Raw genomic sequence first — 19,047 nt, 5'->3', positions numbered from 1 at the left:
CCGGGGCTGCTAAACGCGTCGGCGGAGACGTGGCCGAGTGGTCGAAGGCGCTCCCCTGCTAAGGGAGTATACCAGAGATGGTATCGAGGGTTCGAATCCCTTCGTCTCCGCCATAACACACTAAAACAATGGCTTAGGTCTTGACAGGCAAGTGCGACACAAAGTGGAGCGCACCGCCCATGAAACTGTCCGCCTATCTTTCGCCATCACGTCACGGGGTCTACTACTTCCGTTGGCCTCTCCCTCGGGCTGAGAACCAGAAGCGCCGCACAGTCAGAATATCCTTACGCACAAAGTGCCCAGATCGGGCTGGCGATCTTGCCCGTCATCTTGCATCCTGTGGCAGATTGATGCGCGAGAACAAGACTTTGGCTAGGCTCAGACAAGACGAGATGCGGGATATGGTGCGAAGCTACTTTGCGGCTTCGCTGGATCGGTATGTGGAGCGTTTGAACGATACCGGGCTGTCTGAGCGGTCCCTTGATACCCTGCGCCAAGAGTTGGACGTGCATGAGGACGCCATAGGCGGCTTTGACGACTTGTCAGACCTCTACCTTGATGCAGGCACCTTTGACAGCTTCCGGGCCTCAACGGGCCTCACAGAGGCTCAGTGGACCGAAAATGAGCCAGCCCTGCGCCAAGAAATGCGCAAGGCCCGCCGGGATCAGATCAAAGCCATTCTGAGCGCCGCTGAGCGCCTTGAGGGCTATTCCTTCACCGAACCCGCCCAGACAGCGCCAAGGCCACCACAGGCCCGCTCCGCGTCTCTGGGAGAGGCAATCGAGGACTTCATGGCTGAGCCGCAATGGTCTGACCAGATGGCCGCGAAGGCGAGAGCTTTCTTGTCTGTGCTGTTGGAGTATTTCGGGCCGGATCGTAGGATGGCGGAAATAACTCGCCATGACGCTGCCGAAGTCAAAAAGGTGGTGCAGTCCCTGCCGCTCAATCGGAAAACCAAGAATGAAACGAAAGACTTACCGCTTCTTGAGGCGATAGAAGTGCCGGGAATGAAGAAGGTATCTGTTGAGACGGTGAATAATCATATGGCCATGTTCTATCGCTTCTGGAAATGGGCCGTCACGCATGGTGTAGCCACCGAGAAGCTATTTGAAGAAATGAAGATCAAGGCGCGGAAAAAGCCGGATGACGGACGCAAGGCATTCTCGCCAGCCCAAACCAAGCGACTGTTCCAAGAACTGACTGAGAACACGTCGGGGTTTGTGAAGGAGGACGATCACAAGTGGGGTGCGCTTCTGGGCCTCTACACGGGCGCAAGACTGCGCGAGATTGCCCAGCTTGACGTCGCCGACATTCGACAAGAAGGCGATATCTGGTACCTCGATATCAATGATGACGGGCCAAACAAGAGCCTCAAAACCCCTGCCGCCAAGCGCCGCGTGCCAATCCACTCGGACCTGATCGGGCTGGGCTTCCTCGATTGGGTCGGGAGCAAGCCTAAGGATCAGCGGCTATTCCTATCGTTCAGCTACAATGCCAAGGAGGGCTATGGCCGCAACTTGGGTCGCCGGTTCAACAACGTGCTCTTGCCGGGGCTGGGCATGAAGGAGGGCGGTCTGGTGTTCCACAGCCTGCGCCACACGATGGTTACGCGGCTTGCGCAAGCAGGTGTGCCCGAGCCGCTGTTTCAGGACATCGTGGGCCACGAACGCGCAGGCGTGGCGCAACAGGTCTATTTCAAGGAAGGGCACACGCTGGCACAGAAGCAGGAGGCCCTTGAGAAGTTCATTGCATAGGGCGCAAAGTACGGTGGTGTCTTGTGCTACTTCGCATCACTACAACTCAAAGGTGTTGCGATGTAGTCTCGACAGAAGCATTATCGACAACAAACAATAATGAGCAGATATCGGCATGTCGCATCCATACAAGCTGAAACCAGCGTGCGTTCTAACACGCCTGACGGAAGCTGATGAGTCATCTGAAAGCTATTGCGCTGGTTTTGAACTCAGTGAATGGCGCTGCGATGGGCTTGCTGACAATCTTATGGAGTGGATTACTGACTATGCGCTGAAGTCAGATGAACTGCGAAACAGCAATCACACAAATAACTACGTGCGTCTTAAGCAGGCAGCTACACGTGTTTACATAAGCGAAAACTACAAACGCCGTGGAGAAGTTGGTGAGATTGCAGCACATGCGATTTGTAGAACTTACTTTGACACGATACCTATTGCTGCGCGAGTGAACTACTTAAGCGCATCAAATGATCCGGTGAAAGCATTCGATCTAGTTCATGTCCGCTACGTCAACGATGGAGACATAGAACTGTGGTTAGGTGAGGCTAAGTTTTTCAAGACACGCAGTAGCGCCATAAATGACGCCATTACGTCTATTGAAAGTCATATAACCGCAGGCTTCTTAAAGAACGAAAAGTTGCTACTGGGTCCACAAGTCTCGGACGACATTCCGCACAGTGCAAAGATCAAAGAGCTGCTAGCCTCCGAAACCTCTCTTGATGAACTCTTTAGCAATGCTGTTTTCCCGGTACTCATCGCAGCAAACAGTGGTGCAACGAAAAAGAACACTGAGCCCTGCGAAAAATACAAAACGGGGGCAGCGAAAGAGATGGCAACTCTTTGGGAAACACTCAAAGCATCTGGATTGACGAAAAAGATCAAGGTGAGGCTCATCTATGTCCCGTTAGGAGACAAAGACAAGCTCAACACTGCTTTCGACAATCGCCTCAAAGCACTTCAACAGTAGGGCAAGAACATGTCTAAACTTGAGGTTGACTGGAATGCTCTAAACGCACTCAAAGGTGCGGAACTAAAGCGCGCCACCTTTAAGACCATTCAGCAGGCGGCTTTCTGCATTCAAAGCACGCAGACTGATGATCCCTCGTTACTTGAAGCGGTGCCTCGGCTTTCTGAGCTAGTTGGCCGAAACCCACAAGAACTTGGCGCGTTTCAGCAGTTGGTCAGTTCGTTGGCAAGATCGACGGGCTTATGGAACTACATTGATATCAAAAACGCTGATGCAAGCGATGCCTTTGTAGCCGAGGCCGCAACAGCATATGAGCTTGATGGCGTAACTTTTCATCGTGAACAGATAAACGCATTGGATGCACTGCTTTCCGGGCGCAACCTTATTCTCAGTGCGCCTACAAGTTTCGGCAAGAGCCTACTTGTCGATGCATTGCTTGCTACAAACAAGTATCAACGCATTGCAGTGGTACTGCCAACCATCGCGCTTCTTGACGAGTTCCGGCGGCGCTTTCGTCATCGCTTTGCAGACAGGTTCAATATCGTGATGCACCAAAGCGAAACTTCATCAGACGGGCCCACCATATTCCTCGGGACACAAGAGAGACTAATCTATCGCGAAGACTTGGGACGTTTAGACCTAACAGTTGTTGACGAGTTCTATAAACTTGATCCTGCAAGGCGTGATGACCGCAGCGTTACGCTTAATGCGGCAGTGTATCGACTACTCAAGCGTTCAAAGCAGTTCTTCTTTTTGGGACCAAACATTGATAAGGTTTCTGTCGCGCCGGATGCGCGATGGAACTTCGAGTTTCTCAAAACACGTTTTTCAACGGTCGCAGTAGACACTCTCGACCTTAAAGATATTGCTGACAAACGTGGACGGTTGATTGACGAGATTGGCGAAGACAAGAACTGGCCTGCTCTCGTTTTTGTTTCATCACCGGGAAAGGCGAACAAGCTGGCTATCGAACTATCCGAAAAGATGGCTGTCTCCGAACTGAGCGGAGACTTTTCAGCTTGGCTCAAGGAAAACATCGGAAGAAAGAACTTCCTCTCTGAGGCTGTTGAATATGGGTTTGGTGTCCACCATGGGCGCATACCTCGTGCCATTGCGGCACATATGGTCAGATTATTTAATCAAGAAAAGCTGCCAGTTTTGCTATGTACCTCAACTCTGATCGAAGGCGTAAACACTGCTGCGAAAACCGTCATGATCTATGACAAGACAATCAATCGCGACAGTTATGACTTTTTTACGTTCTCGAACATTAGAGGGCGTGCGGGTCGTCTCGGGCAACATCATATCGGACAAGTTATGGTCTTCAATGATGTGCCTGAGCAAACCGAACTCGAAGTTAACCCCACCATGTTCTCAGATGATGATGACTTTCCTGATGAATACATCATACACATTGATAAACCTGATCGCTCAGACCGGTCAGACGACCGGTTCCGTTACTATAGAGATCGACTTGAACTCGACGGCGATGACTTAAAACTTGCGTCTTCGATTGGACTTGAGACGTCGATACTGATAAAAGAGGCAGTTCGTCGGTCTTTGAGGCAAAGTGATCGGCTGATATGGAGCAACTGGCCAAGTTGGCCAGAAATAAAGGAAGTATGCGACGTTTTCTGTGAGCCGCAAAAGGTTGGCGCATTTGGAGCATACAGCACAAAGCAACTTGCCACGCTTATCAATAAGCTCAGACAAGCATCGTCCTTTAAAGGCTTTTTGCTAACCCAAGACGCGAGCTACCCCGGCAAGCCCGAAGAACAAGACAACATCTTTAAGTTCCTCAGAGCATGTGAATATGGCTTACCTCAGAACTTCGCGCTTGTGGAACTTTTCGTTCGTCAAGTCGCCCCGCAAGCTGACTACAGCCTATTCCTTGGAAGTGTCGCCAGTTGGTTCCGCCCTGAAGTTCTTAAGGAGCTAGATGAGGAAGGTGTTCCAATACAGATATCTGAACGCTACTACGTCGAAGGCGACGATAAGCCTAGACTTAGGGCACGGCTATTGGACGAGTGCCAATCCCCAACATCGCAACTCTCGGACTTTGAAAGGGAATGGCTTCAGCAGGCTGTATAGGTATATCGACGGAAGTCTTGCGTGCTGAGTAGTTTTCGAGTTTTCCGGACCGCTGGAAAATGAGCCGGATTTTTTGAGCGGTCATTTCTTCACCGACAAGGCCGCAGTTTCCCACATTGTCCCTTCCGCCCAAGGGCGTGGCCCTGCGACTTGGCAGAGCATTGAAGCTTTTCTGACCTACCGCTGAACTTTCATCCAGCCGCGACCGGAGCCCGGTTAGTGTTTATGCCGATTGGCGCAGGTTGAGCAATCGCCCGACGCGCGGAGCTTTCATCTCGCGCAGCGGGGCGGGCGATTGCGGTGGTCAGGGCCCGTGCGTAGTCAGCCGGGGTCTGGTAGCCCAAGGCCGAATGCGGACGCTCGGTGTTGTAGTCGGCAGCCCAAGCGGCGAGCGGCCTAGTCATACTCTGGTTTGGTATGGCGACCGAAAAACCACAACGAGCCTCACACGCCCGGAAATCGCGTTCAGGCGTCGGCCTGCCCTTTTGCTATGGTCGCCACGATCTCCGACACCGCGTCCAAGCCGTCGCAGGCTGCCATCCACTTGGCGAACTCGATCACGTCGAGCCTGCGTTCCTGCGTCTCGACCTTCGCCACGAAGGATTGCGGCTTGTGCAGCCGTTCGGCCAAGTCCGCTTGGGTCAGCCCCGCATCAACGCGCACCTGCCTAAGCCGCTGGCACAGGTAGACGTGTTCCGGTGTGCGAAGGGTCTTGCTCAAGTGACTGCCTGTTGATCGGGTGCAGGCAGTCGGGTAATCCCAACTTAGGATAATCAGGCTATCCGGGCCGTTGGGGCCGAGGGCGGTCGTCGGATTGGAAGGGCTTCATATGTGGATCGTGGTTATCCTCTGCATCGGGACGGCGCTGGTCTGGTACTCCAACAAGCGCCGCGCTCAGAGGTTTGTCCGGGCGGTTCACTTTCTCGACTTGCTGGACAGTGGAGCGAATACAGACGAGGCAAACGGAAAAGTCGCCCGGTTGTTCACCAAGCACTCAACACCTGAAACGGACGTTGCAGCTATCGAATACGCGACAGACAAGGCCAACCGCATGACTGAAGGCAAACAACTGCCTTGGATTGACGAAGCCCGACAACGCGGTTTCGCAATCGACAGTGGCGATACGCGCTTGGACATGGCGCACCTGTCACAAGCGCAGGCCCAGACGAACCGTTCTCAAGATTTTGCGGCAGATTTTTCCGAGGGCCAATCTACTACTGCAGCGCACCGGACTTTCCCCCATGCCCCGTCCGTTCTGACAGACACCTACCATGCCGGGTTTGAGAAGATCGAAGCCAACAAGGACGCGCTGAGGTCTGCCTTGCAGGCGATCATCTTCACAGGCGCGCGCTGGGGCGTGCGCGGCGCGGGGGCGGGGTTTGTTTTCGGACTTGTCGTCCCGAGGCTGGGCGTCCTCAGCTACTATGAAATATGGGCCGTTCCCATCGTCGTCGCGTTCTTTTTCGCTATGGCAGGGGTGGCGCTGGGGGCAGTCTACGGCCTTATGCGTTGGCTTTTTTCAGCCTGACCAACTTGCCCCGGACGAACGTCCCGGCGTCCGGTATCTATCTGTTTTCCATCATAACTAGCCTAACAGCCGACACAGCCTTGCAACAAGCCGATGCGTCCCGAAAGCACTCCCCGATACTATAGGACAAGAGGTTGTACGGTGTTCGCTGCCGCCTTAAGCCATCCTCTTGTTTCCATGAGATAAATCTATCGCGCCACCTATAGGACAGAAGGCCATGCAGTATCTGTCTGGCCAGATAATCAATCATCTGCTTTATTAAATCATTTATAATCAATATCTTACAATATATATTCAAAACCGATTGCCTTCCTGCTTCATCTCAATCTTCGATGTATCCAGCTTCCAAACACGCAATCCAAAAACCAATATCACATCCACCTACATCCAAGAATATTTATACTTTTCGGACACTTAAGCTGAAACCATGGATAAAACCTTCTCCGGTTACCCAAACAGATACCTTTGACTTTTCCGAAACATCCGGGCTACACAGTGGCACACAAAGTGAGACACACGAGCAACCTTCGCTCTTGTATGTCCAGTTAAGTCAAAGGCTTAGATTTGTGGTGGAGCCTCCCTTCGTCTCCGCCATTAATCATTAACTTCTATCTTATAGATTGACGCTCAGCCAATCCCGCCCTCGGGATCCTCTGGCAGTGACGGCTCACCGCCGTGGCGCAGACAGGGGGAGGCATTGCGTTGATACCGTCCTCGTCCGTCACTGGCCGGCCCGGCAGCGTGAGGTAAGGCGAAGCACCGCGTCTACCCCAGCCGGCTTCAACGAAGTGTCGCCGCAGCTGACTTAACGCGGCCTGGCACATTTTCTGTCAGTGATCTGATGGCTGTCTTTCTGACCGGCTTTTCGTGAGAATCGCGCTACCGCCATCTTATTCACCAAGGTTTTGCCGACATGCCGCACGCACCGGCAATATCCCGCGCGCCCTATTTCCATCCATCCCCGCACCCTGCCCTTGACGGAGACAGTCTTCCTGATGCCAACTGGCTTTGGGTAAACGGCGCGCCGCCGGGCCGGAGGGTGTGTGCGCGCGGGTCGAAAAATCGACAGGGAGGTTGATATGACACGGAAAATTCTCGCGAGCAGCGCTGCGGCAGTGGCGATGGTTGCCGCAGGGGCAGGCTGGGCGGACAAGGCCAATGACACGCTGCGCGCCGCCTTCACCAAAGAGCTGGAAAGCGTCGACAGCTATTTCAACTCGGCCCGTGAAGGCGTCGTGCTGCAACGGGCGATCTGGGACGGGCTGATCTATGCGGATCCGCAGACCGGCGAGTATACCGGCAACCTGGCGACCGACTGGGAATGGATCGACGACACGACGCTGGAACTCAAGCTGCGCGAGGGCGTCACCTTCCATGACGGCAGCGCGTTCAACGCCGACGACGTCGTCTATACGGTGAATTTCGTTGCCGACGAATCCAATGGCGCGGTGACCCAGCGCAACGTGAACTGGATGGAGAGCGCCGAGAAGATCGACGACTTCACGGTTCGGATCAACACGCGAGAGCCCTTCCCCGCCGCTCTGGAATATCTTTCGGGTCCGGTCTCGATCTATCCATCGGATTACTATGAAGAGGTCGGTCCTTCGGGCATGGGGCTCGAACCTGTGGGCACCGGCCCCTACAAGGTGGTCAGCGTCGAGCCGGGCAAGCGCTTCGTGCTCGAAAAGAACGAAAACTATTTCGACGGACCGAAGGGCCAGCCGAGCATCGGCAATATCGATATCCGCACCATCCCCGATGTGAACACCCAGATCGCCGAGATCTTCAGCGGGCAGCTTGACCTGATCTGGCAGGTGCCCTCGGATCAGGCCGAGCGGCTTGAGCAGATGGACCAGTTCACCGTCGCCAATGAAAGCACCATGCGCGTCGGTTATCTTGCGATGGATGCGGCGGGCCGGTCCGGTGAAGACAACCCGTTCACCAAGATCGAGGTGCGCAAGGCCGTCAACCACGCGATCAACCGGCAGGAGCTCGTCGATGAGTTGCTGAAGGGCAAGTCCATCCCGGTCCACACCGCCTGTTTCCCCAGCCAGTTCGGCTGTTCGCAGGAGGTGACCGAATATGAATACGATCCCGAGAAGGCAAAGGAACTGCTGGCCGAGGCCGGCTATCCGGACGGGTTCACCACCGAGTTCTACGCCTATCGCGATCGCGAATATGCCGAGGCCATCACCAGCTATCTGAACGCGATCGGTATCACCACCGACTTCAAGATGCTGCAATATTCGGCGCTGCGCGATCTCAACATGAAGGGCGAGGTGCCGATCTCGTTCCAGACATGGGGGTCGTTCTCGGTCAATGATGCCTCGGCCATGGTGAGCCAGTTCTTCAAGCATGGCGAGTTGGACGATGCGCGCGATGACGAGGTGCTGGAAGAGCTGAACATCGCCGACAGCTCGACCGATCCCGCCGTGCGCGAAGAGCATTATCGCAACGCGCTTCAGCGCATCGCCGATCAGGCTTTCTGGGCGCCGATGTTCTCCTACAACACGAATTACGTGTTCACGGACGAGGTGTCCTATACCCCGACGGCCGACGAGGTGCTGCGGTTCCACACCATGAGCTGGAACTGATCGCATCTATGCCAGCATTAGCGCACGGCCTTCGGGCCGTGTGTCAGCCCGCAGGAAGGAGAAGGCAGGATGCTTCGCTTTATTCTCAAGAGGCTCGGTCTCGCGCTGCTAGTCGCGCTGACGGTCTCTTTCATCAGCTTCAGCCTTCTCTACCTGTCGGGTGACCCCGCCATCGCCATGGCCGGCGAAAGCGCCAATGCCGAGGATGTCGCCGCGATCCGCGAGCTTTACGGCTTCGACCGTCCGATGCTGGTGCAATATGGCGACTGGTTATGGAGCGCGCTTCAGCTCGATTTCGGACAGAGCTATTATTTCCGCCTGCCCGTCGCGGATCTGATTGCCGAGCGGTTGTCGGTAACGATGACGCTCGGGGTGTGCGGGATCGTCTTTGCCCTTGTCACGGCGGTGCCTCTGGGGGTGATTGCCGCGATCCGGCCGAATTCACTGATCGACAGGCTGGCGCTGTTTCTCTCTGTCGCCGGTCAGGCCATGCCCAGCTTCTGGTTCGGGCTGATCCTGATCGTGGTCTTCGCGATCCAGCTCGGAGTGCTGCCCGCGTCGGGCGCCGATAGCTGGCGGCATTTCATCCTGCCGACCATCGTGCTTGGCTATTACGCGATGCCGGCCATCATGCGGCTGACCCGCGCCGGGATGCTTGAAGTCCTGTCCGCCGACTATATCCGCACCGCGCGGGCCAAGGGGGCGTCGGAAAGCAAGGTGCTGTTCAAACACGCGCTGCGCAATGCGATCATCCCGGTGGTGTCGCTGGCCGCTGTGCAGATGGGGTTCATGCTGGGCGGGTCCATCGTGGTCGAGTCGGTCTTTGCGCTGCACGGCGCAGGCTATCTCGCCTGGGAATCCATCGGCCGGAACGATCTTCCCACGGTGCAGGCGCTGATCCTCGTCTTCGCGCTGTTCTATATCGTTTTCACCTTCCTCGCCGACGTGATGAACGCCTGGCTGGACCCACGGATGCGGAGTTCCTGACATGACCGCCCTGCCCGACGTCCAGGAGATCACCGGCCCGACCCCGCGCCAACAACTCCGCGCCCGCATGTTCGGCCATCAGGGCTTTCTGATCGGCGCGATATTCCTCTCTGTCCTCGTCGTCATCGCCATTCTCGCTCCGGTTCTGGCACCGCATGATCCCTATGCGCAAAGCCTCGGAGACCGGATGCTGCGCCCGGTCTTTATGGGTGGCACGTGGGAGCATCCGCTTGGCACCGATCATCTTGGGCGGGATTACCTGTCGCGGCTGATCTATGGCGCGCGGGTCTCGCTGCTGATCGGCGCGGTGGCCGCGCTGATCTCGGGGCTGATCGGAACGGCGATGGGCGTGGCGGCCGGGTATTTCGGCGGTTGGGTCGATACGGTGGTGACGTTTCTGATCAATGTGCGACTGGCCATGCCGGTGGTGCTGGTGGCGCTTGCCGTTGTCGCCATCCTCGGCGGTTCCCTGACCGTGGTGATCGCAGTGCTGGGCCTGCTGCTCTGGGACCGGTTCGCCGTGGTCATGCGCGCCTCGACATTGCAGATCCGGGGCCGGGAATTCGTCGCCGCCGCGCGGTCTATCGGCTGCTCGACGCCACGGATCCTGCTCTCGGAAATCATGCCCAACATCATGAACAACCTGATCGTTGTGGTGACGCTGGAAATGGCTCATGCGATCCTGCTGGAGGCGGCGCTGTCCTTCCTGGGACTTGGCGTGCAGCCGCCGACACCGAGTTGGGGTCTGATGGTGTCCGAGGGCAAGAACATGATGCTGTTCGAGCCGTGGCTGGTGCTGATCCCCGGCGCGGTGCTGTTCGTGCTGGTGCTTGCGATCAACCTGATGGGCGACGGTCTGCGCGACGTGACCGCCCCCGAGAACCGCAGCTGACAGGAGAGCCGAGATGACCGACGATCCCATTCTTTCGGTCCGCGGGCTGACGCTGGATATCCCCACCGCAGCCGGCACGCTGCATGCGGTGCGCGGCATCGATTTCGACCTGCGGCGCGGCGAAACGCTGTGCATCGTGGGCGAGTCGGGGTCGGGCAAGTCGCTGACCTCGCTCGCGGTGATGGGTCTGCTCGCGCCCAAGATCCAGAGGCGCGCCGAGCGGATGGAGTTCGACGGCACCAATCTTCTGAAGGCCTCGCGCCGGCAGATGCGCAATCTGCGCGGCGGGCGCATGTCGATGATCTTTCAGGAACCGATGACATCGCTGAACCCGGCTTATACGATCGGAGACCAGCTGACCGAGGCGCTTCTGCTGCATCAGAAGGTCGGGCAGTCCCAGGCCCGCGCCCGCGCAATAGAGCTTCTGGAAAAGGTCGGCATCACCGCCGCCGAAAGCCGTCTGGCGCAATATCCGCATCAGCTTTCTGGCGGGCTGCGGCAGAGGGTGATGATCGCCATGGCGCTGATGTGCGAGCCCGAGCTGATCATCGCAGACGAGCCGACGACCGCGCTCGACGTGACCATCCAGGCGCAGATCCTCCGGCTTCTCGTCGATCTTCAGCGCGAGATGAACATGGCAATGATCCTCATCACCCATGATCTCGGTGTGGTGGCGCGCGTCGCCGACAACGTCGCCGTCATGTACGCGGGCGAATTGGTCGAAACCGGCCCGGCCCCGGCGATCTTTCGCAACCCCGCCCATCCCTATACGCGCGGTCTGATCAATTGTATCCCGGTGCCGGGACGCAATGATCGCGGCGCACGGCTTGGCACCATCCCCGGCATCGTGCCCTCTCTGGTGGGCGAGATCACCGGCTGTCCGTTCCGCTCGCGCTGCGATCAGGCCATCGATGCCTGCAAGGGCGAGATCCCGCTGCACCGGCTCGATGGCGGGCGGCACACGCTGCGCTGCGTGCACGAGGATGGCTATCGCGACAGGGCGGCAAGAACGGCAGAGGTGACGGCATGAGCGAGGCCCCGGTTCTCGAACTGCGCAATGTCAGCAAGGTCTATCAGGTCAAGCAGGGGCTCTTCGGCACCCCGAAACCGCTGCGGGCGGTGAATGACGTCTCGCTGCAACTCGCCCGCGGCGAGGTGCTGGGGCTGGTCGGCGAATCCGGCTGCGGCAAATCGACCCTCGCCAAGATCCTGCTCGGGCTGGAGCCGCCGACCGATGGGCAGGTGCTGGTCGATGGCGAGGCTCTGGCGGCACAGGACCGCATCGCCCTGTCGCGCCGCATCCAGCCGATCTTTCAGGACCCCTATTCCTCGCTGAACCCCCGCAAGAGCATCGAGGACATCGTCACCCTGCCCCTGCGCGTTCACGGCATCGGCGACAGCGCCAGCCGCGACCGCGAGCTGCGCCGGATGCTCGACACGGTGGGTCTGCCCGCCCGGGTGGCGCAAAGCTATCCCAGCCAGATGTCGGGCGGGCAGCGGCAGCGCGTCGCCATCGCGCGCGCGCTGATCATGAAGCCGGAGATCGTGGTCTGCGACGAGCCGACCTCGGCGCTTGATGTGTCGGTGCAATCGCAGATCCTGAACCTGCTTGCCGATCTGCGCGATGAATTCGGGCTGACCTATCTGTTCATCAGCCATAACCTCGCCGTGGTGGAGCATCTCGCGACGCGGGTCGCGGTGATGTATCTGGGCCGGATCGTCGAAGAGGCCGGCGTTGCGACGCTGTTCGAGGAATCGCGTCACCCCTATTCGCAGGCCCTGCTGGCCTCGGTGCTCACCCCGGACCCGGAAATGGGCGTGCCGGACACCCAGCTGGGCGCGGCCTATCCCAACCCGATTTCGCCGCCATCGGGCTGTTCCTTCCATCCGCGCTGCGCGAAGGTCATGCCGCATTGCCCGAAAGTCGCGCCGCGCCCGGTGCCGACGCCGGACGGGCATGTCGAGTGCCATCTTTACGATGAAAGCACCGCCCGCGCGGCAGGCTGAAGGAGAGATCATGACTTCATCGCTGTCCCGCACTCAGATTGTGCGCAAGACCGTGCCGAAGACCCGCGCCGGCGTTGTCGCGGCGCAGAACTCGCGGGCCGCCCGGATCGGTGCGCAGGTTCTGGCCGAGGGCGGCAATGCCGTCGATGCCGCCGTCGCCGTATCGTTCGCCATCGGCGTGCTCGAACCCTGGATGAGCGGCCCGGCCGGGGGCGGCGCGATGATGCTCTGGCATGGCGATGCGGGCCGTGCCGAAACCGTGTTCTACGGGATGCGCGCGCCCTCTGCCCTGGACCCGGCGGATTATCCGCTGGCGGGCACCGGCAAGGCGGGCGATCTGTTTCCCTGGGATGCGGTGGTTGGCGACCGCAATATCCGCGGCGGGTCCGCCGTTGCCGTTCCCGGCGTGGTGGACGGGATCGGCGAAGCCCATGCCCGCTATGGTCGGATGCCCTGGCGCGAACTTCTGGCTCCCGCCATCAAGATCGCGCGCGAAGGTCTGCCGGTGGACTGGTATGCGGCGCTGATGATCGCCTCGGCGACGCGCGGGCTGGCGGAAGATCCCGATGCAGCGGCGATGTTTCTGGAAGACGGGCAATGGCCCACCGTGGCGGGGTGGACCAGCACTCAGCAGAAGACGCTCAGCCTGGATGGCATGGCCGCCACGCTTTCAGAGATCGCGGAACAGGGTCACCGTGCGCTTTATGACGGCGATCTGGGCGCGTCGCTGGCGCGGGACATGCAGGAAAAGGGCAGCAGGCTCTCGCATGGGGATCTGCGCGATTATCACGCCGAATTTCAGACCCCGCTCAGCTTCGCGCGCGGCGCGGCGCGGTTTCATGTCACCCCGCATCTGACCGCGGGTCCGACATTCCGCGATATTTTCGCGGCCCTCCCCTCATTCTCGGGTCAGCCGGATGCGGCGGCGTTCAGCGCCTTTGCCGAGGCGCTGAAATCGGCCTATGCGGCCCGGCTGGACGGGATGGGCGATGACGGGGAAAGCCCCGCGCAGCCCGGCTCGACCACCCATTTCGCGATCACTGACCGCGACGGCAATATGGTCTCGATGACCCAGACGCTGCTATCGGCCTTTGGTGCGCATACCGTCTCGCCCTCGACGGGGCTGTTGATGAATAACGGCATCATGTGGTTCGACCCTGTGCCGGGGCGGAGAAATTCACTGGCGCCCGGCAAGCGATGCCTGATGAATGTCTGCCCGGTCATCGGCGAGACAGGCAGCCGCCGCTTCGCTTTCGGTGCGTCGGGCGGGCGCAAGATCGTCGGCGCGGTGGCGCAGCTTTCCTCTTTCGTGGCCGATTTCGGCATGGATCTGGAAGCGGCCTTTCATCACGGACGGATCGACGTCTCGGGCGGGGATCTGGTCACCGCGGACGAGTCGCTGCCCGCAGAGCTGCTGCGCAGCCTTTCCGAACGCCACGACGTCACCCCCTTCCGCCGCACCGTGTTCCCCTACGCCTTCGCCTGCCCCGCCGGGATCATGCGCGACGGCGAGATCAACAGCGGCTGCACCGAGATCATGTCGCCCTGGGGCGACGCCATCGCCGAACCGGAGACCCAGCCATGACCCGTGATGCCGCCATTTCCGAGGCCGAACGCTATTTCGACAGCGGCCGCTTCCAGAGCGATCTGGCCGGGCTGGTCGAATATCAGACCGAAAGCCAGAATCCCGATCAGCGCCCGGAGCTGTATCGCTATCTGGCGGAGGCAATGCTGCCGCGGCTTAAGGCCATGGGGTTCGATTGCGAGATCCATGACAACCCCGATCCGCGTGGCGGTCCGCTGCTGATCGGTGAGCGGGTCGAGGATTCATCGCTGACCACCGTGCTGACCTATGGGCATGGCGACGTGATCCGCGCCCAGACCGAGCAATGGCGCGAGGGGCTGCACCCGTTCCGGCTCGTCGAGGAAGGCGACCGGCTTTACGGGCGCGGTACCGCCGATAACAAGGTCCAGCATCTCATCAACATTGCCGGTCTGGAATCGGTGATCGCGGCGCGGGGCCGTCTTGGGTTCAATGTGCGCATCGTGATCGAGATGTCCGAAGAGGTCGGCTCTTCCGGCCTGCCGGAATTCTTCGCTGCCCATAAGGACAGACTTGCCGCCGATGTGCTGATCGCCTCGGACGGGCCGCGTCTTCAGCCCGATGTGCCGACCATGTTCATGGGATCGCGCGGCGGGGTGACATTCGATCTGGTGCTGGATCTGCGCGAGGGCGCGCATCATTCGGGCAATTGGGGCGGTTTGCTGGCCGATCCGGCGATGATCCTGTCCCATGCGCTGTCCTCGATCTGCGATCGGCGCGGACAGATCCGCATCGCCGAATGGCGCCCCGACAGCCTGACCGACAATGTGCGGGCGGCGCTGAAGGATCTGCCCGTGACCGGCGGCGAAGGCCCGAGCGTGGACGCGGATTGGGGGGAGGAGAGCCTGACCCCGGCCGAGCGGGTCTTTGGCTGGAACAGCTTCGCGGTGCTTGCGATGACCTCTGGCGTGCCCGAGGCTCCGGTCAACGCGATCTCGTCCAGGGCGCGCGCGACCTGCCAGCTTCGCTATGTTGTGGGCACCGATCCCGACGACATCCTGCCGGCCCTGCGCCGCCATCTCGACGCCGAGGGATTTCAGCAGATCGGCATCGAGCCTCATGATCGCGGGTTCTTCCGCGCCACGAGGCTGGACCCCGACCATGAATGGGTGCGCTTTACCGCCGCTTCGCTCGAGCGCAGTTCGGGACGCAAGCCGCATATCCTGCCCAACCTCGCCGGGTCGCTGCCCAATGACAGCTTTACCGATATTCTCGGCCTGCCGACGGTCTGGGTGCCGCATTCCTATCGCGGCTGTTCGCAGCACGCCCCCGACGAGCATGTGCTGAAGCCGCTCTCGCGCGATGCGCTGCGGGTCATGGCCGGGCTGTGGTGGGATATCGGCGCGCGGAGCAACAGCTCTGCGGGCTGATGCCGGGAAAGCGCCGATGGCACCCGGACCCCGCTCAGTATCCTTTGTCGGGGTCAACCAGCCCCACGGGGTCCTCTCCATCCAGATAGCGGCGGATATTCGCGGCGGTGGCTTCAGCGGCGGTCTCGGCACGGGTATTGCCGGCCGCGTGCGGGGTCAGGATCACCCGCGGATGAGACCAGAGCGGATCGCCCTTTGGAAGGGGTTCGGTCTCGGCCACATCGATGAAGGCCGCCCCGAGCTGACCGCTGTCGAGCGCCGCAAGCAACGCGGCCTGATCCTGATGGCCACCGCGCCCGGCCTGGACCAGCCCCGCCCCGCGCGGCAGCTTTGCAAACAGGCGGGCATCCAGGATATGCCGCGTCTCGGCGGTCAGGGGCAGCAGGCACACGAGAATATCCGTGCCCGCGAGCATCGCATCGAGCCCGTCCGGCCCGGCATAGGTCTCGACGCCGTCGATGGTCTTTTCGCTGCGGCTCCAGCCGGCCAGCTTGAAGCCCATGCCGCGCAACACCTCGATCGGTCCCCGCGCCATCTCTCCGAGGCCCAGAAATCCGACCCGGCGCTGATCGGCCCAGACGAAATCGCGGGTCTGCCAGATCTGCGCGCGCTGCTGTTGCAGATAGCCCGGCAGGTCACGATGCAGGGCCAGCACGCTCATCACGACGTAATCGCGCACCAGCGAGGCGACCCCGCTTTCCACCATCCGCACCAGACGCGCCCCAGCCGGCAGCGCCGCGCCGATCAGCTGGTCGATGCCTGCGCCGGTCGAAAGCACCAGCTCTAGATTGGGATAGCGGCGCGCCAGGTCATCGGGAAACTGCCACGCCATGAGGAAGCGCAGTTGACGTGGATCGACATCTGCCGGGTCCGAGGCGAAATGCAGATCGGGCAGTTCGCGCGCAAACACCTTGCGGAAGACGCGGACCCGGTCCTCTTGTGAAAGCAGCAGAAAACTCATGGCCGTTACCGTGTCGCACGGCGGAAGGCGCGCCTGTCCTGCAGCCGATACATCGAAATGAAGGCAGGCATGAACCACGGCTTGCCAGCATAGAACGGGATCGCCGCAGGCGGCCGGAAATCGAAGGCCGAGCCGGGGGCGCGATCTTCGCCGATCAGCTTGCGCGCGGCGCGATAGCCCAGCCAGTTGGCCCAGACCACGCCCGAGCCGCAGAACCCGGTCGCATACAGGATGCCGTCATGGGCGAAGATACGCGGCAGCATGTCACGATTCATCGCGACATAGCCCCACCAGCTATGGCTCAGCCCGACATCCGCCAGCTCGGGGAAGAGCCGCGCCAGATCGCCGCGCAGCCGCTGATTGCCGGCGTCGGAATTGCCCATCTGCACCGAATCCCGCCCGCCGATCAGGATGCGCGTGCCGTCCGGCGAGGGGCGATAGTAATTTCCCACCTTCTTGAATTCACCGAACATGCTGCGCCTTGGCATCAGCCGGTCCATCACCTCGGGCGCCAGCCTTTCGGTCGCGATGATCCGGCTGCGCACGGGCACCAGACGGCGGCGAAGCCAGGGGTCGGCCCCATCGGTATAGCCATTGGTGCAGACGAGAAGCTTGCCCGCCGAAACCTCGCCCCGCCCGGTCACGACGCGAAAGCCCCGGACATCGCGTGAGACGCTGCTGACATGGGTGCCGGAGTGGATCTCGACCCCGGCTTCCTGCGCAACGCGCAGCAGCCCCGCATGGAGCTTGGCCGGGTGCAGCCCGCCAATATCCATGCGCACCGAGCCGCCGCGGTAATGATCGGTGCCGATATAGCTGTGTTGCTCGGCATGGGGCACGGCAAAGGCGTCGATCCCCAATTTCTTCGCCAGCTTTTCCGCGTTGCGGGCAGCGGTGTCGTATTGTTCCTGACCGATGGCGCCGTTGAAGCGGCCGGTCAGTTGCAGGTCGCAATCGATCCGCTCGGTCGAGATGACATCATAGAGATAATCCCGCGCGTCCTTGCCTTCGGCCTCGATGGCCAGGGCCCGCGCCTCGCCATGCCGTTTGACAAGCGCGTCGAAGCCGACGCGGATATTGCCGCTGGTAATGCCGCCATTGCGTGATGACGCGCCCTCGCCCGGATTCATCCGGTCCAGCGCAACCACCGAGCGGCCCTGCCGCGCAAGCTCGATAGCGGCGGAAAGCCCGGCATAGCCTGCGCCGATGATGACCACATCGGCCCTTTTGGGCAACGGCGTCTCTGGCAGCGGCACGACCGGCGCGGCCTCCCACCAATAGGGGGTATCCTTGGGCCCTGTCGCTTGGCTGGTCATTCTCTCTGCCTCCCATATCCGACCCGCGCGGGGTCACAAATGCCGGTCGAAACGCACCGCGCCGATGATCCACAGCAACTCGACCGGCGCATCTCCGAGATTGCGCAGGCTGTGCGGCCGGGCGCTGTCGAACACCGCGCTGTCACCCGCATGCAGCGTCGCCACCTGATCGCCCACATGCAGCGTCAGCGCGCCGCGCAGCACCAGAGCCGCTTTCTCTGCGGGATAGCTGAGCGCCCGCCCGCCCGATTCGCCGCCCGGCGCAATGGTCAGGATCATCAGCTGCAAATGATGCGCGTCGGTTGGCGTCAGCAATTCCTTGTGGATCAAGTCCAGGTCGATCTGCGGGCGCTTTCCCGCCCGGCGCACAAAGGCCGGATCACCGTCCGGCTCGGCCGAGGGACCGAGCGTGGCGCTCTCGCCGAACATTTCCTGCATCGAGATGTTCAGCGCCCGGCGCAGCGCCGTCAGCAGACGGATCGAGGGATTGGCCAGCCCGCGCTCGACCTGGCTGATCATGCTGACCGAGACGCCCGATTCCTGCGCGAGCGCCTGCAGCGACATTTTCTTCTGCTTTCGCAGCCGCCGCAGCGTGGCACCCACGCGATGTTCGGTCGCGTCTGCCCTTTCGCCCCCGCCTGAAGCCTCGTCCATGATCTCTCCGCGCTCTGCATCCCGATCTTTACGGGGTCGCAGAAATTTTTCAATATATCCAAAGACTGAAATTCGCCTTGTTCCGCCGCACGCGGGATTTTTTCAGCGTGTTCAGATAATTTAGTCAATATAATCATACATCTATGTAGAATAACTACCTTCAACAGGCAGAAGCGTTCGCGCGTCGGTCTTGTCAGGTTTTTCATTATATGCTTGCATCTGCCTGTCGGCCCTTCACCGAAGGTTATGATTTTGTCGAACATACCCGATCCAAGCGAAACGCCCGCCCTGACCGTCACCGGGCTGACCGTCAGCCTTCCCAA

Annotated in this window: 15 protein-coding genes, 1 tRNA gene and 1 pseudogene; 12 read left to right on the top strand and 5 right to left on the bottom strand. The window is 60.1% G+C overall.

All coding sequences use genetic code 11. The annotated features are described in order from the left end of the window. Positions 1–23: 23 nt before the first annotated feature. The 4 genes from PAF18_RS04915 (at position 24) to PAF18_RS04900 (ending at position 4,812) form a co-directional block, all read left to right on the top strand. Positions 24–113: transfer RNA gene (locus tag PAF18_RS04915), tRNA-Ser, on the top strand. A gap of 237 nt (positions 114–350) precedes the next feature. Continuing rightward, positions 351–1,754 (top strand): site-specific integrase, encoded by a 1,404-nt coding sequence (locus PAF18_RS04910; protein ID WP_271117499.1) that lies wholly within the window; start codon positions 351–353, stop codon positions 1,752–1,754. Between the two features lie 115 nt (positions 1,755–1,869). Continuing rightward, positions 1,870–2,721, top strand: coding sequence for a HamA C-terminal domain-containing protein (locus tag PAF18_RS04905; RefSeq protein ID WP_271117498.1), 852 nt, complete (start codon positions 1,870–1,872; stop codon positions 2,719–2,721). A 9-nt stretch (positions 2,722–2,730) separates the two neighbouring features. Further along, positions 2,731–4,812: a DEAD/DEAH box helicase gene (locus PAF18_RS04900; protein ID WP_271117497.1), complete on the top strand. Its 2,082-nt coding sequence runs from the start codon at positions 2,731–2,733 to the stop codon at positions 4,810–4,812. Between the two features lie 191 nt (positions 4,813–5,003). On the opposite strand, the pseudogene PAF18_RS04895 reads toward PAF18_RS04900, so the two are convergent. Both PAF18_RS04895 and PAF18_RS04890 read right to left on the bottom strand, forming a co-directional pair. Beyond that, positions 5,004–5,204 (bottom strand): annotated as a pseudogene (locus PAF18_RS04895) (integrase core domain-containing protein); the annotation flags it as partial. A gap of 73 nt (positions 5,205–5,277) precedes the next feature. Then, entirely contained in the window at positions 5,278–5,532 is a 255-nt protein-coding gene (locus tag PAF18_RS04890; protein ID WP_271117496.1) for a helix-turn-helix domain-containing protein, read from the bottom strand. A 109-nt stretch (positions 5,533–5,641) separates the two neighbouring features. On the opposite strand from PAF18_RS04890, the gene PAF18_RS04885 reads away from it, so the two are divergent. The 8 genes from PAF18_RS04885 (at position 5,642) to PAF18_RS04850 (ending at position 15,793) form a co-directional block, all read left to right on the top strand. Further along, entirely contained in the window at positions 5,642–6,340 is a 699-nt protein-coding gene (locus tag PAF18_RS04885) for a hypothetical protein (protein WP_271117495.1), read from the top strand. Positions 6,341–7,461: 1,121 nt separating this feature from the next. Further along, positions 7,462–8,934: an ABC transporter substrate-binding protein gene (locus PAF18_RS04880; RefSeq protein WP_271118058.1), complete on the top strand. Its 1,473-nt coding sequence runs from the start codon at positions 7,462–7,464 to the stop codon at positions 8,932–8,934. A 69-nt stretch (positions 8,935–9,003) separates the two neighbouring features. After that, positions 9,004–9,921 (top strand): ABC transporter permease, encoded by a 918-nt coding sequence (locus PAF18_RS04875; protein WP_271117494.1) that lies wholly within the window; start codon positions 9,004–9,006, stop codon positions 9,919–9,921. Position 9,922: 1 nt separating this feature from the next. Further along, the gene (locus PAF18_RS04870; protein ID WP_271117493.1) at positions 9,923–10,813 is read left to right on the top strand and encodes an ABC transporter permease; all 891 of its coding nucleotides are present in this window, start codon (positions 9,923–9,925) and stop codon (positions 10,811–10,813) included. A gap of 13 nt (positions 10,814–10,826) precedes the next feature. Further along, positions 10,827–11,843, top strand: a complete 1,017-nt coding sequence (locus tag PAF18_RS04865) for an ABC transporter ATP-binding protein (RefSeq protein WP_271117492.1) — start codon at positions 10,827–10,829, stop codon at positions 11,841–11,843. Continuing rightward, entirely contained in the window at positions 11,840–12,820 is a 981-nt protein-coding gene (locus PAF18_RS04860; RefSeq protein ID WP_271117491.1) for an ABC transporter ATP-binding protein, read from the top strand. The genes PAF18_RS04865 and PAF18_RS04860 overlap by 4 nt, the downstream gene beginning before the upstream one ends. 10 nt (positions 12,821–12,830) lie before the next feature. Then, positions 12,831–14,405 (top strand): gamma-glutamyltransferase, encoded by a 1,575-nt coding sequence (locus tag PAF18_RS04855; RefSeq protein ID WP_271117490.1) that lies wholly within the window; start codon positions 12,831–12,833, stop codon positions 14,403–14,405. After that, positions 14,402–15,793 carry a M20 family metallopeptidase gene (locus tag PAF18_RS04850; protein ID WP_271117489.1) on the top strand — a complete coding sequence of 464 codons (1,392 nt, stop codon included), beginning with the start codon at positions 14,402–14,404 and terminating at the stop codon, positions 15,791–15,793. Before PAF18_RS04855 ends, PAF18_RS04850 begins: the two co-directional genes overlap by 4 nt. Positions 15,794–15,827: 34 nt before the next feature. Here the strand turns inward: PAF18_RS04850 and PAF18_RS04845 are convergent, their stop codons facing one another. From PAF18_RS04845 to PAF18_RS04835, 3 genes are read right to left on the bottom strand one after another with little or no spacing between them, the layout of a single operon-like run. Next, positions 15,828–16,754 carry a 2-hydroxyacid dehydrogenase gene (locus PAF18_RS04845; protein WP_271117488.1) on the bottom strand — a complete coding sequence of 309 codons (927 nt, stop codon included), beginning with the start codon at positions 16,752–16,754 and terminating at the stop codon, positions 15,828–15,830. 5 nt (positions 16,755–16,759) lie between these two features. After that, entirely contained in the window at positions 16,760–18,070 is a 1,311-nt protein-coding gene (locus PAF18_RS04840; RefSeq protein WP_271117487.1) for an NAD(P)/FAD-dependent oxidoreductase, read from the bottom strand. Between the two features lie 33 nt (positions 18,071–18,103). Continuing rightward, the gene (locus PAF18_RS04835; protein WP_271117486.1) at positions 18,104–18,724 is read right to left on the bottom strand and encodes a helix-turn-helix domain-containing protein; all 621 of its coding nucleotides are present in this window, start codon (positions 18,722–18,724) and stop codon (positions 18,104–18,106) included. Positions 18,725–19,047 lie beyond the last annotated feature (323 nt).

Source organism: Paracoccus sediminicola (assembly GCF_027912835.1).
Classification (GTDB): domain Bacteria; phylum Pseudomonadota; class Alphaproteobacteria; order Rhodobacterales; family Rhodobacteraceae; genus Paracoccus; species Paracoccus sediminicola.
This window is presented reverse-complemented; position numbering and strand designations above follow the sequence as displayed.

Bases quoted from the DNA above. Each gene is read 5' to 3' on its own strand.
- PAF18_RS04910 (WP_271117499.1), top strand. From the start codon at position 351: ATGCGCGAGAACAAGACTTTGGCTAGGCTCAGACAAGACGAGATGCGG.
- PAF18_RS04905 (WP_271117498.1), top strand. From the start codon at position 1,870: ATGTCGCATCCATACAAGCTGAAACCAGCGTGCGTTCTAACACGCCTG.
- PAF18_RS04900 (WP_271117497.1), top strand. From the start codon at position 2,731: ATGTCTAAACTTGAGGTTGACTGGAATGCTCTAAACGCACTCAAAGGT.
- PAF18_RS04885 (WP_271117495.1), top strand. From the start codon at position 5,642: ATGTGGATCGTGGTTATCCTCTGCATCGGGACGGCGCTGGTCTGGTAC.
- PAF18_RS04880 (WP_271118058.1), top strand. From the start codon at position 7,462: ATGGTTGCCGCAGGGGCAGGCTGGGCGGACAAGGCCAATGACACGCTG.
- PAF18_RS04875 (WP_271117494.1), top strand. From the start codon at position 9,004: ATGCTTCGCTTTATTCTCAAGAGGCTCGGTCTCGCGCTGCTAGTCGCG.
- PAF18_RS04870 (WP_271117493.1), top strand. From the start codon at position 9,923: ATGACCGCCCTGCCCGACGTCCAGGAGATCACCGGCCCGACCCCGCGC.
- PAF18_RS04865 (WP_271117492.1), top strand. From the start codon at position 10,827: ATGACCGACGATCCCATTCTTTCGGTCCGCGGGCTGACGCTGGATATC.
- PAF18_RS04860 (WP_271117491.1), top strand. From the start codon at position 11,840: ATGAGCGAGGCCCCGGTTCTCGAACTGCGCAATGTCAGCAAGGTCTAT.
- PAF18_RS04855 (WP_271117490.1), top strand. From the start codon at position 12,831: ATGACTTCATCGCTGTCCCGCACTCAGATTGTGCGCAAGACCGTGCCG.
- PAF18_RS04850 (WP_271117489.1), top strand. From the start codon at position 14,402: ATGACCCGTGATGCCGCCATTTCCGAGGCCGAACGCTATTTCGACAGC.
- PAF18_RS04845 (WP_271117488.1), bottom strand. From the start codon at position 16,754: ATGAGTTTTCTGCTGCTTTCACAAGAGGACCGGGTCCGCGTCTTCCGC.
- PAF18_RS04840 (WP_271117487.1), bottom strand. From the start codon at position 18,070: ATGACCAGCCAAGCGACAGGGCCCAAGGATACCCCCTATTGGTGGGAG.
- PAF18_RS04835 (WP_271117486.1), bottom strand. From the start codon at position 18,724: ATGGACGAGGCTTCAGGCGGGGGCGAAAGGGCAGACGCGACCGAACAT.